We start from the raw sequence: 13169 nt of genomic DNA, 5'->3' as shown, positions 1-13169 counted from the left end.
AGCGTTTCGTATGTCGTCTATTTCTCTGCCGCCACCTGCGGCGGCAACGCCCTGCGTTGTGTTGGTGACCTTGCTCCCAACCTTGGCGCTGGTCACCGATGCAGATATCAGGCGTGTGTCCCAGCGCAGCGCCAACCCGCGCCAATCACCGAGCGCGCGCGCCAACCAACCGCGGTGCCCAGGCAAAGCATGCGAATCCGACAACGCGATCGAACCGGATGCCGCCTAGTGTGTCGCATGCGGCAACCTATCCACGCGCTTACCGTGAGGGTCAGCGCATGCAGGCCGGCAGTGCCGTCTGCAGACAACGAAAGGAGTTACACATGCGGGGTGTTGTAAGCCAGCTAAAACGGCTGGGAATGCAGTGCATCGTGCTGGGCATGGCGTGTGCCATCGCTGGGTGCGGACAATGGGGGAGCTCGTTCTCACCCACCGGCACGGACCTCAGCAGCATGGGGCGGGGCGTGGATTTCTATCTGAAAGATACTGAAGGCACTCCACGGCCATTGCGCAGCTTTCGCGGCAAGGTGCTGGTGCTGTTCTTTGGCTTCACCAATTGCCCGGATGTCTGCCCAACCACTTTGGCGCGTGCCGCGCAGGTGAAGCGCGCATTGGGCGCAGATGCGGCGCAGGTGCAATTCGCCTTCGCCACGCTGGATCCGCAACGCGATGTTCCCAATGTGTTGCGCACCTACGTCAAAGCCTTCGATCCTGACTTCATCGGCCTCACCGGCAGTGAAGGGGAGATCCGGGTGGCCGCAGATAATCTGAAAGTGGTGTATGCCAAGGTGCCGATGGGCAAGACCTATACCATCGACCATTCCACCCGCAGTTTTGTGTTCGATCGCGAAGGCAAATTACGCGTTGGCCTCACCCATGAGCAGACGGTTGAAACCGTTGCCGCCGATATTCGCCAGGTGCTGGCACTGCAGTAAGAGCAGCTATCAAAACTACTGCGCAGCCGCCAGGCGGGCGCGGCCGGTGCTCGGAATCCTCATGTACGCCAGTACACTCCGGTTCCTCCGCGCCGTCCGCACCCACCTGACGACTGCTCGCTACGTTTTGTTAGCCGCTCTAAGTGGCGCCAGCGTGCGACACCGCTCCATCCCATCCCGTGCCGGCACACACGCCGCCACGCATCGCCACACGACGTAGACGGAGAACACCGATGAGCACACGTTTATTACTGCTGGTTGCGATCAGTGCATTGACGCTGGCCGCCTGCAAGGCCACGCAAGCACCGGATGCTGCACAGTCGACTGCGACGCCAGCTGCCACGACCGATACGCCGACACCTGCGTCAGCCCCGGCAACGGCCCCTACCACCGCCGCTGCATCGGTGGTGGTAGAAAACGCCTGGTCGCGCGCAACGCCGCCTGGTGCGCCGGTGGCCGGCGGCTACGTCACCTTGCGCAATCAATCCAGCACGCCGGACCGGCTGGTCGCGGTGGAGTCGCCGGCCAGCGCGCAGGTGGAGTTGCATGACATGCGCATGGACGGTGGCGTCATGAAGATGCGGCGCCTCGATGACGGGCTGGCGCTGCCACCGGGCGAAACGGTCGTGCTCGGGCCAGGTGGCACCCACCTGATGTTCATCGGGCCGCATGCGCCTTTCGAAGTCGGCAAGCCGGTCATGGCGACCCTTGTCTTCGAACATGCGCCACGGGTGGAGCTGCAGTTCGATGTGCGTGCAATGGGCGCTGCATCGCCGGACGATGATCACCACCATGCCGGACACATGCAGTGATCGATGCCGGGCTGCTGTGTGTGCTGCGGCGCGATCGGCAGTACCGGCCGGCGGTGCTAGCCGGAGCCCGCGCGGGCTGTGCGCCACAGCGGCCACAGCCCGGCCAGGCCCAGCAATGGGCCTGGCAGCAGCACCCAGGCAATCTGCAGGCCAAGCGTCTCCACCAGCTGAGTGGTAAGCCCGATGGCGACCACGGTGATCGCAAAGCCGATCGCGTTCTGCATGGAGAGGGCGCTGCCCACCAGCCCCGGCGGGCAGGCGCGCGCGGCCAGTGCGGAGAACTGCGGCGAATCGGCCACAACGCTAGCGCCCCAGAGCAGCATCAGTGCGACAGTGGCTGGGGCCGACCATGCGCCAACCAACGGAAATGCCGCACAGCACAGCGCCGAGAGCAGCAACGCAACCGCCGCAACACGCGCACTGCCGAGCCGGCTGCTGAGCTGCCCGCCCACCACGCAGCCGACTGCACCGGCGGCAATGACGCAGAACGCCAGTGCCGCCGGGTGCATCCCGAGCGCCTGCGCAAGCCCCGCCTGCGCGATCAGCAAGGGCGTCAGCGTCCACATCGCATACAGCTCCCACATGTGGCCGAAATACCCCAGCGTGGCCGCGCGGAAATCCTTGACCGCAAACGCCTGCCAGACCGCACCCACCGCCAGCCTGGTTGGCGCACCGCCTGGGCGTTGCGCGCCGGGCCCCAGCCGCAGGATCATGCATGCGGCAATGCAGGCCAGGCCGGAGGCCACCAGGATCGGCATCTGCCAGGGCAGCGCGGCGCCCAGTGCCTTGATGCCTTGCGGCAGCGCGGTGCCCAGGGTCAGCATGCCGACCAGCCATGCCAGTGCCTTGCCAGCGTGCTGGGGCGCCCAGCGCACCACCAGCTTCATGCCGATGGGGTAGATGCCTGCAAGGCTGAGCCCCACCAGGAAGCGCCACACCAGACCACTCGCCACCCCATCGGCGAACACCGCAAAGCCCAGGTTGCAAGCAGCGCCGGCGATCGCGCAGGTGGCAAAGATCCGGTGGGCCGCAAAGCGGTCGGCCAGCCCGCTCAACGCAAAGCTCAAGGTGCCGATAATGAAACCGAGCTGCGTGGCGATGGTGAGCACACCGATGCTGGCCGGGCCACTAGCCCATTGCCGCATCAGATCCTCGGCCGCGCTATTGACCGAAAACCACAACGAGGTGCCCAGCAATTGCGCCAGGATGATCATCACCAGTGCGTGCTTCGATCCGGGGGAATGGTCCTGGGTTGCGCGCATCGTGCAAGGCCTCGTGCGTGGGCGCGTGCTGCCGGCTGTCAGTGCGGCCGGCGCGGTGCGCGTGGATATCCGGAACAACACAACATCGCCAGCCGTGCAGGCACGCGGTGCAGCACCATCTACACCGTGCACCTGCTGCAGCGTGCGCGCAACGCGGGAGCTGCGAGCGGGCAGGGCACACCTGCTGCCGCTGCACCATGGGCGAGCGCCCTTGCTCCAGTCAACTGCACCGATGGACGGCGCGCATGAGCACTGCAAAAGAACCCTGCTGCGGGGTTGCGCGGTTGCTGCTGTTGCTGGAGGGGCCGTGGGCGTCGTTGATCGTGCGCGAACTGCTCGCCGGGCCGCGCAGGTTCACCGAACTCAGGAGTGCCTTGTTCGGCATCAGCGCACATACGCTGACCCATCGCTTACGGCAATTCGAAACGGCCGGCCTGGTGGTCCGCACCGCTTACGCGGAGACGCCACCGCGTGTGGTCTACGCCCTGACGCCACGGGGAGAGGAGCTGCGTGCGGTCTTCGAAGCCATGCGCGTCTGGGGCGAATCGCTGCCACCGCCCGAGACCCCGGCAGAACCACCGCAGGCTGGTGTTGCGCTCACCCTGCGTGAGATCGCCGGCGGTTGCCCGCTGAGCAAAGCCTCTGACCCGGAGCAGGACTAAGAGCCTCCATCAAAACGACTGCGCAGCCGCCAGGCGGGCGCGGCCGGTGCTCTAAATCGGAATTTACCCCCGTACACTCCGGTTCCTCCGCGCCGTCTGCACCCAACTGGCGATTGCTCGCTACGTTTTGTTAGCCACTCTAAGCGCCGTGTGCGCACTGCGCACAGTCCCGGCCGACCGCACGGCGCCATAACGCATTCAAGCTCGGGGCCGGCTGGTACATGCGGCATTCCACGTCAAGGCGTTATTGCGGCGTATCGCGCCGCACACGCGTGCGATACGCCGCCACATTGTCGCCATCGATCTGCTTGCGCTGCGTTCCGGTGATGGTGTCGATCCTGGTGTCCGAACACGTCACCGGTTTGGCCTCGACCAGCGTCTCGCGCTCGAAGGCATGTGATTGCCCGGTGTTGCGGTAGTACTGATACAAGACCCAGTACAGCGTGCTTGCACCGATCGGCCCGGTCAGCAACACCAGCAGCCCTACATTGTCGCTCATGCGATCACCGCCAAAAACCACAGTGCGGCCGCTTCGATTACGGTACCGGTGACCAGCGCGGCAAGCAGCAGTTTCCATTGCTGCACCGGCACGCTGCCCATGGTTTCCCCGGTGCGGCCATTCACTGCGATGTAGTGCAGCAGACCGCCGTTGCGGCCAGGCTGATGATAGGAATACAGCCAGACCGGCAGGTACATCGACACCCAGCGTGTGCCGTGCACTTCGAGCTGTTCCCGCTCCCAGCGCACACCGCGGTCGTAGCGGCTGACCGAGCGTTCCACCTGTGCGCGCGCGATCGACAGCAACTGGTCTTCCAGCCGTGGCCGTAGCTGCTCGATATTGCTGTCGCGCCGCTCCGAACTGAAGCCAGCCAGATACGACGCGTTCCACTGCACCGCATTTTTGGTGTCGAATGGCAGGATGGTGTTGATGATGTTGTTGGTCGTGACCCGGCTATCGAGATTGCCACGCTCGGAAGACGATTCCAGTGGCAGATCGTCCACGGTGAATTCCACCTGCCGTTTCACCGCATAGATGTCGGCGTCGTAATAGGTCTTCTTGTTCTTCTCGGTGCCCTGGGTGTACGTGCGCGTGGTGATTTCTCCGACGCCGGCCACGCTGGCGCTCACGTTGCCATCGACGATCATGTAAGGCAGATAGACGCCCACCACGTTCTCCGGGGTGAACTGTTGCTTGAAAGCCTTCAGTGCAAACAGGCGGCGCTTGCCGACGAACTGGCGGATGCGCGCCACCGCGTCCTGCTTGTCGATATGAAAGGGCAGCACGGCATCGGGCACCGCGCCATTGGCCACCTGTTCGTTGACGCCGAACACGTGCCGGCACCAGTGGCATCGCGCGGTCATCGCGCTATCGGTATTGATGGTGACTTCCGCGCCGCAGCCGCTGCATTTGAAGCTCATCAGGTTGTCGGCATCGGCCTGGATGTTGCGCGCACCCGAGGCGATGACCGTCCCGCGCAACTCGGCCAGGCCGGCGCCGAATCCATACGCTTCCTCGACCCGCGTGCCATCCCAGGTGTGCCGGCAGTACTGGCACACCAGCAGGTCAGTGCCGAGCTTGGGGCGGATATCGGTGGCGCCACATTTGGGGCACCGGTTGAGGCCATCCTTTAATTCGGCCGCGGCGGTGTCGATGCCGAGCGGGTCGGGCGCCTGCAGTTCGGCGCGGATCGGCGCGGGCAGGGTGGCCGGGTCGATGGCCATCTGCCCCGGTAACGGCGGCACGCCCTGCGGCGACACTGGGCCGTGCGCTGCAGGCGGCAGCGGCGGTGGCTGCAATGGTGGCAGCGGCGGCGGAATGCTGGAGCTGGACATGGGCGGGCCTGCGACTTACAAGCCCAGCGCCTTGGCCTTGGCGGCGTCGTAATCGCTCTGTGTGATCAGCCCGAGGTCCAGCATTTCCTTGGCCTTTTTCAGCATCACCACCGGGTCTTGCACTGCGGGTGCGGCGGGCTGCTGCAGAGTGCTTATACCGCCCAGCATGCCGGTCGCCATGCCAACGCCAACCAGCCCGGCCGCGCCGCCGTGTTCACCGGCAGATTGCAGGCCCTGCGCAGCACTCGCCTGCAGGTTGGCATTGCCGCGCGCGCCGCTGAGCGCATCGGCACGCTGCACGGTCTTGAGCAGCTCGCGCGTGTTGGCGTCGTATTCGATCGACACGATGGCCGTCTTGACGATGGCCAGGCCGCGATCGGACTGCCATTGATACGCCTGTTCCACCGCAGCGGAGAGGCTCTTGGCAAAGCCGAGCGCATCCTGCTGCAGCCGGGTGATGCGATTGCCCTTGGCGGTGTCGTTGGTGTACAGGCTGAAGGCCGGCGCAAGCGCGCTCACCACTTCGTTGAACAACTGGCCGGCGGCCGCATTGTCCAGGTCGGTGAAGTCGAACACCTGGCCGGGCTGCAAATAGCTGGCCGGCACGAAGTTCTTCACGAACAGGATCGGGTCGACGATCTTCAGCGTGTATGAGCCGCGCGTCACCGCGCCGACCTGCGTGCCCAGGAAGCCGTCGTCCCAGTAGATCTCCGATTGCGTGCCGAACCGGTTGTCGGGCAGCTCCTTCAGCGCCACAAAGAAGGCGGCCTGCTGCGTCCCAGGCTGGCCACCGAACTTGAACCGCTCCCAGCTCTGCCGGATCAACGGCGACACCAGGCCGTCGCCGGCAAACAGCGATTGCGCGTTGACATCGTCCGAGCGCCACTCGTAACCGCCGGCTTCGGCGACAAACGCCGTGACGGCGCCGTCCTGCATCAGAAGCAGCCCATACCCCTCCGGGACCACGATCTTGGAACCATTGCTGATGACGTTGGAAGATGCGCCGGTGTTGGCGCCGCGTCCGGCATTACTGCCGCGCGGCACCCCGGCAAACACGGCAGCCGTTGCAGGCAGGCCCGCCGGCACGGTGTAGAAATCTTTCCACTGGTCGGCAAGAACGCCACCCACTGCACCTGCAACCGCCTGCACAAGACCCATGACAACTCCCTGTAATGCGCGGCAGGCACGGCGCCCCGCGTGATCGCGGCACTATATCAGCAGCGGGCAGGGCGCCCGGCCGATCAGGCGGCGATGCAGCGGTCGTGACATTGCGCGAGCGCCAAACGAAAAAACCCCGTCGTAGCGGGGCTTTCGTTGGCAGTGCCAGGCTTGCGCCGGCAGGTCAGCGCGACATGCTCAGGGCACGTCGCATTTGAGTTTTCCATCCACGTAATACGGCTTTGGAACGTCAGGGTTGGTGCTGGTCTTTTCGAAGACCACCTCGAACGACGCCATGTCAGGCGTGCCTTTGCGTCCCTTGCATGCGTCCTGCAGTTTTTGCTTTACCGCGGTAATACCGGCGTCGCGATTGGCGCCGTCGGCGCTGTTGGTCAGGTTCACAACCTCGGCCGATGCGTGCGCGCTCAGGCCCAGCATTGCCCCAGCCAATACCAGCATGTGCAGCTTGTGCATAACGTCTCCTGATGCAGTGTCCGTGAATGCGTTGCACCGCTTGTCCAACGCCGCGCCAGCATAAGGCGGCAGGGTGAAGAGGTTGTGCGGATGGGCCGGCTTGGCGGTTACGCGCGCACGGGCAATACGCGTCAGCGTGAGAGCCCCACCGTGGCCCAGGCCAACACCGCATAGCGCGTGGTCTTGGCCACAGTGACCAGCATCAGAAACACACTCAGGCGTTCGCGCATGACACCGGCGGCAAGCGTCAGCGGGTCGCCGATGATCGGCATCCAGCTCAATAGCAGCGACCACTTGCCGTACCTGCCGTACCAGGCTTGTGCACGCAGCAAGGCAGACGGCTTGATGGGAAACCAGCGCCGGCCCTGAAAGCGCGTGACCTCGCGCCCGATCCACCAGTTGATCAACGAGCCGAGCACGTTGCCGGTGCTTGCAGCGGCGACCAGGCCCCACACCGAACCGCCGTCCAGCAGCAACGCCACCAACGCCGCCTCGGACTGTGCCGGCAGCAAGGTGGCTGCAATCAGCGCCAGTGCAAAGAGCGAGAGATAGGTCATGACGCGTGGGGAAGGGCGGGTTACGGAGGTGGTGCTGGGGTGTGGATGCTAGCAAGCCGTGCAGGGGAGGCCAGTGCACACGGCAAGGCGTAGCACCTGCGCACGCGTAGGCGGCTGATCCGGGTTCTGCAGATGCAGGGCGATACGCGAGTGGCAACGCACCTGAGTGGCAAGTGTGCGGCGCACTTCGGTCATGCGCCGCGATGCTTGCGTCGCGCGTGCCTGGGCGCCAATCCAATTACGTTATAATATATCGATACAGCAACGGTGCGCAGGGCGAAGGTCGAACGTAGATGAGAATCAAGGTGTTGGTGCCCGCCATGCTGGCAGCGGCGTTTGCAAACGATGCGCGCGCCGAGTCAGACGACTCGGCGGTCACGATGGGCAGTGTGGATGTGCGGCAGGGCGGGCGCGGCCAGCTCGCCGCCAATCGGGTCCTGACCTCGGTGGATGTGCTGGGCGGCGACCAGGTCGAAAACAAGAACGTCATGAACAGCTGGGAGCTGCTCGGGCAAATGCCGGGCATCCAGCTGACCGAAACACGCCAGGGCACGGAATCCGGCAAGGCTACGTTCCGCGCCTTCAACGGTGAGGGCTACATCAACGGCATCAAGATCCTGATCGACGGCTTGCCCAGCAACGTCAACAGCGGCAATCAGCGCTTCATCGACATGGTGTTCCCGCTGGAGATCGACTACATCGAAGTGGTGCGCGGCACCAACGATCCGCGTTACGGGCTGCACAACATTGGCGGCAACATCAATTTCGGCACCCGCCAGGGTGGCAACTACACCGACGGCCGGCTGACCTATGGCAGCTTCGACACCCGCGAAGCGCAGCTGGCCGTCGGCCGTGAGGCAGACGGGTTCGCACAGAACTACTTCGTCGGCGTGCAGGACTCCAATGGCTACCGCGACCACGACACCTCGCAGAAGTATTCGCTGGGCGGCAAATGGTTTGTCGGCAGCGACGCGGATACCGCAAAGCTCGGCCTGGTCGCGCGCGTGTATCACCATGAAGCCGACGAACCCGGGTTCATGACCGCCGAAGAACTGGCCACCGACCGCACCGCCTCGGCAGCCAAGAACGCCAACGATGGTGCGGACCGCGACATGCGCCATCTCGGCGTGCATCTGGACCTGCGGCTCAGCGACACCCTGCACTTCAACAACAAGCTGTACTACAACAGCTACGAAGAAACCCGGCGCGTGACATTCACCAGTTTTCCAATCGGCAATGCCCCGCGGCAACAACGCGAATGGGACGAAAAGCAGACCGGCATGCTGAGCACCATCACCTGGCGGCAGAGCGAGCTGCTGACCCTGGAGGGTGGGGCGAATGTCGAGCACCAAGACAATGGCTACCGCCGCCTGCGCTTCGCCTACAGCGTGCCGACCGACTTCAACGCCCCACCGGCACGTGTGCAGAACGACGACCGCTACACGCTGGAGAACGTCGGCGCCTACGTGCAGGCCGTGCTGACGCCCACCGCGGCGCTGAAGATCGTGCCGGCGTTCCGTGTGGACCGCTTCAGCGGCGACACACGCCTTCCCGGTGGCGTGACAGCACCGTTGCAGCACACCGGATGGATCGAGCAACCCAAGCTCAGCGTGGTGTATTCGTTCAACCCGGGCCTGCATGTCTATGCCAACTGGGGCAAGACCTTCCAGGTGCTCACCGGCTCGACCGCGCCTGGGTATCTCACCGCCGGCCAGGAGACGTTTCGCCCATCGATCAACACCGGGCAGGAAGTGGGCATCAAGTTCGCCCCCGCCGCCGGCACCGAGGCGCGGCTGGCCGTCTGGCAACAGGATGCGACCGACGAAGTGGCCAACATGCCGGCCACAGGCACCACGGTGGGCTTGGGCGAAACCCGCCGGCGGGGCGTCGACCTGCAGGTGTCCTCGCACCTGGGCGAGCACTGGGTGCTGTGGGCATCGCATGCGTATCAAGAGGCCAAGGTCATCAGCGCCTTCACCATTGCCGGCGATGCGCTGGCCGGCAATGAAGTCATCGCCACGCCGCGTTACATCAGCAACATCGGCGCGGACTACCGCCCGAACGCGCAGTGGACCTTCGGCGTGCAAGGCCGGATGCAGGGCGATTACTACATCGAAGAGCGCAACACACAAGGCAAGTTCGGCGGCTTTGCGTTGGTGGACATGAGCGCACGCTACCAGCTGTCCGAACGGATCAGCCTCGATCTGCAGGTGAGGAACCTGTTCGGCCGCGAGTATGCCTACACCTGGTACGACAACTTCTTCTGGGGCGGCAACGATCAACCGATGTTCTCACCCGCACCGGGGCGCACCGCGTTCCTGTCGTTCAACGTCAAGCTGTGATCGGCGCGTTGGCGGTGCCGAGCACCGTCACGCCAAGGCGATCGATGGAGCTGCGGCGCACAGACTGCTCGTGCAGCTGTGCGGTTCGGCGCGGGGATCACTCTCTCAACTTCTTCGGCTGATGCAGTAATCACCAAGCGCTTTTATTAAACGCATGGTCTCAACCTGATGCGGGTTGGTTATCTGATGCGCCGTGCCGGCGCCGCCCACCGCTGAGACAGACGGCGGCAACCAGCGCAGGTGGCCTCAGTGCAGCGCGGCAACCTTGAACACGTCAACCGCCTGCACCAGCTGCGCGGACTGCTGCTCCAGCGAACGCGCGGCAGCGTTGGCGGCTTTCACCAGGGCGACGTTCTGCTGCGTGGTCTCGTCCATCTGGGTGATGGTCTGGTTCACCTGCTCGATGCCGCTGGCCTGTTCCTGCGACGCTGCGGCGATCTGGCCCATGATGTCGGTGACATGCTGCACGCTATCCACGATGCCGCCCATCGTGGCGCCTGCCTTGTGCACCAGCACCGCACCGTCCGCCACTTGCTGGACCGAATGCGCGATCAGGGTCTTGATTTCCTTCGCTGCATCCGACGACCGGTGCGAGAGCGTGCGCACCTCCGATGCCACCACCGCAAAACCACGGCCTTGCTCGCCGGCACGTGCGGCTTCCACGGCAGCATTCAAGGCCAGGATGTTGGTCTGGAACGCAATCCCATCGATGACAGACACGATGTCTGCGATCCGCCTGGATGAGACTTCAATGCCCGACATCGTCTCCACCACCTGGCTGACCACATCGCGGCCTTCCGACGCCACGGTGGCCGCGCCCAGCGCAAGCGCATTGGCACGGCGGGCGTTGTCGGCGTTCTGTTTGACGGTAGAAGTCAGCTCTTCCATCGACGCTGCGGTCTCTTCGAGGTTGGCGGCCTGCTGCGCGCTGCGGCTGGCCAGCGCCTGATTGCCGGCGGTGATGTCCTCGGCGGCGAAACCGATGTTGTTGGAACTCTCCTGGATGCCGGCAACGATTTCGGTGAGCCGCGCCACGGTGCTGTTGGCATCGTCGCGCATCAGGGCGAACACGCCCTGGAAGTTGCCGTGCATGCGAACCGTCAGGTCACCCTGGGCAATGGCGCGCAGCAATGCCGAGAACCTGGACAGCGTGGTATCGGAGGTGGACATCATGGTGTTGAGGTTGTCCACCATGCGCGCAAATGCATGCTCGAATCGGTCAGCTTGGCCGCGGCGGCTGAAGTTGCCCGCACAAGCGGCCTCGGTGAGTTCCTGGATCTGCACATTGATCGCATGCAGGTTCTGCTTGGCCTGCGACATCGTGGCGGTGATGGCAGCCTTCTCGCCGGGATACTGCTCGATGTCTTGCGCAAGATCACCAACCGCATAGCGCCCCATGACTTCGGTCATGCGCAGCTGCGTGCGCACATGCGCATCGACCAGCGCATTGGTGTCCTGCACCATGTGCCCGTAGTCGCCGGGAAACCGCTCCGCATCGGTGCGATAACTGATCGCGCCCGCGTCGTGGCGCGCGGCCATTTCGCGCTGGGCGGAAATCACGGCCTGCAGGCGCGCCTGCATCTGTTGCATCGCACGCAGCAACTGGCCAGATTCGTCCGCGCCTGCCGCCACATCGCGGCTGCTCAGATCGCCCGCGCTGATGCGCTCGGCCAGCCCAAGCGCCTGACGCAGTGGCAGCACCACGCTGCGCGTCAGCAGCAAGGCAATGGCCGCGCCCAGCAGCAGGGCAATGATGGTCGACACCACCATGAGCATGGCAAAGCCGCGCGCCGTGGCAACGGCTTCTTCGGCCGCCTCACGGTTCTTGGCTTCCTGCAGGTCGATGAAGGCATTGATGCTGGCAAGCCAGTCGATGAAGGCCGGGCGCGCCTGCTTCAACAGGTCTTCTTCCGCATGCAGGCGGTCGCCCGCATCGCGCAGCAAGCGTACCTGGGCGATCAGCGGCATGGAGCGCTGCTCGATCGCCTTGATCGACCGCAGGATGTCCTTCTCTTTCTGGTCCGACGAGGTGGCCAGCAATGCGTCCAGCGGCTGCGCCGAGCGGGCGTAGTCGGCGGCGAGCTTATCGATGGCGTGCTCGGCAGCCTGACGGTCTGCGGTGGTGTCCATCAGCACCACGTCGCGCAGGGCGATGGCACGGTCGTGAACACTGCCGCGGAAGTTGATCGCGTAGCGTTGCTTGACGCTGTTGACGTCATTGATTTGCGTCAGCCGTTGGTCAATCGCGCGTACGCGCTGGATGCCCACCACCGTGAGCATCACCATCAGGACGATCAACGCCAGAAAGCCGAGCGCGAGGCGCTGGCCGATCCGCAGGTTTGAGAAGAAGGACATAGGTTCGATCGGATGCGGGGGAGGGCCCATGCCATGCACGGGAGGCGGAACACGATCGCTGTCCGCCCGACGGGGCGCACCGGGTTAGCGAACTCGACCAGTCCGTTAGCGGCGATGGGGGCCTTGGCTGAACCCGCCGCCTAATCGCGTTTAGTTCTCGTTTGCTTTGGCAGCGGCCGGGCGAGCCTGCTGCGACAGACTCCCGGCTGTCGGCGGCGGTGCGATACGCACCAGCCAGCAGCATCACTGCGCTGAAGCGTGCGACGTAGCTCAGCGCCAGGCCACCGGATAGGCCTCAGTGGCCCGGGGCGTGGCTCACGGCGCCGCGACGCAGCAATTGTGATGATGGCGGGATGAACAGTGGGAACCAGATCACAGCACGCACGGTCAGTATCGGCCCGATGGGACCTGCCGACGCAGGCCAGGAAGTCACCGTCCACCTCTCGGCAGCGCCGGGCCCACGTTGGCAAGCCTGCTTCAATTTTCTCTTGCAGGGGCGCGATGTACCGCTGCTGCGCGATCACGTGATGTTTGATGGCGCCTCCTTCAGCGGCTGGGCGCTGCCGGGCAGGGCGGAAGCGTTTCGCGAGGAATTGCCGCGGTTGCTGGCGTCCACCGGTGCGCTTGCGCACGCGCAAGGACTTAAAGACTCGGCGCGTTGATCGCAAACCGCATGTGACTGGCAATGGAGCGCCACGCAGCGCTTCGTTCGCCTGATACCCGCCTAAGAACCTGTTCACGATCTTTCCTGATCAGTGCAGACTATGCGGATGCGCCAA

General features: G+C 64.5%; 12 protein-coding genes and 2 other RNA genes. 7 read left to right on the top strand and 7 right to left on the bottom strand.

Annotated elements, in window-relative coordinates:
- The first annotated feature begins 278 nt into the window (after window positions 1-278).
- The 3 genes from QRM60_RS17745 to QRM60_RS17735 all read left to right on the top strand — a co-directional run bounded on the left by QRM60_RS17745 (window position 279) and on the right by QRM60_RS17735 (window position 1747).
- On the top strand, window positions 279-935 hold the full coding sequence (locus tag QRM60_RS17745) for an SCO family protein (RefSeq protein ID WP_285446754.1): 657 nt from the start codon (window positions 279-281) through the stop codon (window positions 933-935).
- 61 nt (window positions 936-996) lie between these two features.
- A non-coding RNA gene (locus QRM60_RS17740) (sX9 sRNA) lies at window positions 997-1071 on the top strand.
- Window positions 1072-1168: 97 nt separating this feature from the next.
- On the top strand, window positions 1169-1747 hold the full coding sequence (locus tag QRM60_RS17735; RefSeq protein ID WP_285446753.1) for a copper chaperone PCu(A)C: 579 nt from the start codon (window positions 1169-1171) through the stop codon (window positions 1745-1747).
- Between the two features lie 56 nt (window positions 1748-1803).
- Here QRM60_RS17735 and QRM60_RS17730 read toward each other — a convergent pair whose 3' ends face one another.
- Window positions 1804-3009, bottom strand: coding sequence for an MFS transporter (locus QRM60_RS17730; RefSeq protein WP_285446752.1), 1206 nt, complete (start codon window positions 3007-3009; stop codon window positions 1804-1806).
- Between the two features lie 245 nt (window positions 3010-3254).
- Here QRM60_RS17730 and QRM60_RS17725 point away from each other — a divergent pair, with 245 nt between their 5' ends.
- Both QRM60_RS17725 and QRM60_RS17720 read left to right on the top strand, forming a co-directional pair.
- Window positions 3255-3671: a helix-turn-helix domain-containing protein gene (locus QRM60_RS17725; RefSeq protein WP_285446751.1), complete on the top strand. Its 417-nt coding sequence runs from the start codon at window positions 3255-3257 to the stop codon at window positions 3669-3671.
- A gap of 61 nt (window positions 3672-3732) precedes the next feature.
- Window positions 3733-3807, top strand: a non-coding RNA gene (locus tag QRM60_RS17720) — sX9 sRNA.
- 108 nt (window positions 3808-3915) lie between these two features.
- On the opposite strand, the gene QRM60_RS17715 is transcribed toward QRM60_RS17720, so the two are convergent.
- From QRM60_RS17715 to QRM60_RS17695, 5 genes are all read right to left on the bottom strand, one after another.
- Window positions 3916-4170 (bottom strand): hypothetical protein, encoded by a 255-nt coding sequence (locus QRM60_RS17715; RefSeq protein WP_228436235.1) that lies wholly within the window; start codon window positions 4168-4170, stop codon window positions 3916-3918.
- A complete protein-coding gene (locus QRM60_RS17710) occupies window positions 4167-5504 on the bottom strand; it encodes a TFIIB-type zinc ribbon-containing protein (protein WP_285446750.1) in 1338 nt (445 codons plus the stop codon). The genes QRM60_RS17715 and QRM60_RS17710 overlap by 4 nt, the downstream gene beginning before the upstream one ends.
- 15 nt (window positions 5505-5519) lie before the next feature.
- Window positions 5520-6662: an SPFH domain-containing protein gene (locus QRM60_RS17705; RefSeq protein ID WP_228436233.1), complete on the bottom strand. Its 1143-nt coding sequence runs from the start codon at window positions 6660-6662 to the stop codon at window positions 5520-5522.
- 198 nt (window positions 6663-6860) lie between these two features.
- Entirely contained in the window at window positions 6861-7136 is a 276-nt protein-coding gene (locus tag QRM60_RS17700; RefSeq protein ID WP_228422935.1) for a hypothetical protein, read from the bottom strand.
- 131 nt (window positions 7137-7267) lie between these two features.
- The gene (locus QRM60_RS17695; RefSeq protein ID WP_285446749.1) at window positions 7268-7693 is read right to left on the bottom strand and encodes a YqaA family protein; all 426 of its coding nucleotides are present in this window, start codon (window positions 7691-7693) and stop codon (window positions 7268-7270) included.
- Window positions 7694-7986: 293 nt separating this feature from the next.
- Between QRM60_RS17695 and QRM60_RS17690 the strand changes: the two genes are divergently transcribed.
- The gene (locus QRM60_RS17690) at window positions 7987-10035 is read left to right on the top strand and encodes a TonB-dependent receptor (protein WP_285446748.1); all 2049 of its coding nucleotides are present in this window, start codon (window positions 7987-7989) and stop codon (window positions 10033-10035) included.
- Between the two features lie 246 nt (window positions 10036-10281).
- On the opposite strand, the gene QRM60_RS17685 is transcribed toward QRM60_RS17690, so the two are convergent.
- The gene (locus tag QRM60_RS17685; RefSeq protein ID WP_285446747.1) at window positions 10282-12390 is read right to left on the bottom strand and encodes a methyl-accepting chemotaxis protein; all 2109 of its coding nucleotides are present in this window, start codon (window positions 12388-12390) and stop codon (window positions 10282-10284) included.
- A 353-nt stretch (window positions 12391-12743) separates the two neighbouring features.
- On the opposite strand from QRM60_RS17685, the gene QRM60_RS17680 reads away from it, so the two are divergent.
- Window positions 12744-13052, top strand: a complete 309-nt coding sequence (locus QRM60_RS17680; protein WP_285446746.1) for a hypothetical protein — start codon at window positions 12744-12746, stop codon at window positions 13050-13052.
- Window positions 13053-13169 lie beyond the last annotated feature (117 nt).

It is taken from the genome of Xanthomonas sp. fls2-241-TYG-148, from assembly GCF_030208815.1.
Lineage (GTDB): Bacteria > Pseudomonadota > Gammaproteobacteria > Xanthomonadales > Xanthomonadaceae > Xanthomonas > Xanthomonas campestris.
This window is presented reverse-complemented; position numbering and strand designations above follow the sequence as displayed.

What these genes read in the sequence shown, in the direction of transcription:
- QRM60_RS17745 (WP_285446754.1), top strand. Translation starts at nt 279, where the DNA reads ATGCAGGCCGGCAGTGCCGTCTGCAGACAACGAAAGGAGTTACACATG.
- QRM60_RS17735 (WP_285446753.1), top strand. Translation starts at nt 1,169, where the DNA reads ATGAGCACACGTTTATTACTGCTGGTTGCGATCAGTGCATTGACGCTG.
- QRM60_RS17730 (WP_285446752.1), bottom strand. Translation starts at nt 3,009, where the DNA reads ATGCGCGCAACCCAGGACCATTCCCCCGGATCGAAGCACGCACTGGTG.
- QRM60_RS17725 (WP_285446751.1), top strand. Translation starts at nt 3,255, where the DNA reads ATGAGCACTGCAAAAGAACCCTGCTGCGGGGTTGCGCGGTTGCTGCTG.
- QRM60_RS17715 (WP_228436235.1), bottom strand. Translation starts at nt 4,170, where the DNA reads ATGAGCGACAATGTAGGGCTGCTGGTGTTGCTGACCGGGCCGATCGGT.
- QRM60_RS17710 (WP_285446750.1), bottom strand. Translation starts at nt 5,504, where the DNA reads ATGTCCAGCTCCAGCATTCCGCCGCCGCTGCCACCATTGCAGCCACCG.
- QRM60_RS17705 (WP_228436233.1), bottom strand. Translation starts at nt 6,662, where the DNA reads ATGGGTCTTGTGCAGGCGGTTGCAGGTGCAGTGGGTGGCGTTCTTGCC.
- QRM60_RS17700 (WP_228422935.1), bottom strand. Translation starts at nt 7,136, where the DNA reads ATGCACAAGCTGCACATGCTGGTATTGGCTGGGGCAATGCTGGGCCTG.
- QRM60_RS17695 (WP_285446749.1), bottom strand. Translation starts at nt 7,693, where the DNA reads ATGACCTATCTCTCGCTCTTTGCACTGGCGCTGATTGCAGCCACCTTG.
- QRM60_RS17690 (WP_285446748.1), top strand. Translation starts at nt 7,987, where the DNA reads ATGAGAATCAAGGTGTTGGTGCCCGCCATGCTGGCAGCGGCGTTTGCA.
- QRM60_RS17685 (WP_285446747.1), bottom strand. Translation starts at nt 12,390, where the DNA reads ATGTCCTTCTTCTCAAACCTGCGGATCGGCCAGCGCCTCGCGCTCGGC.
- QRM60_RS17680 (WP_285446746.1), top strand. Translation starts at nt 12,744, where the DNA reads ATGAACAGTGGGAACCAGATCACAGCACGCACGGTCAGTATCGGCCCG.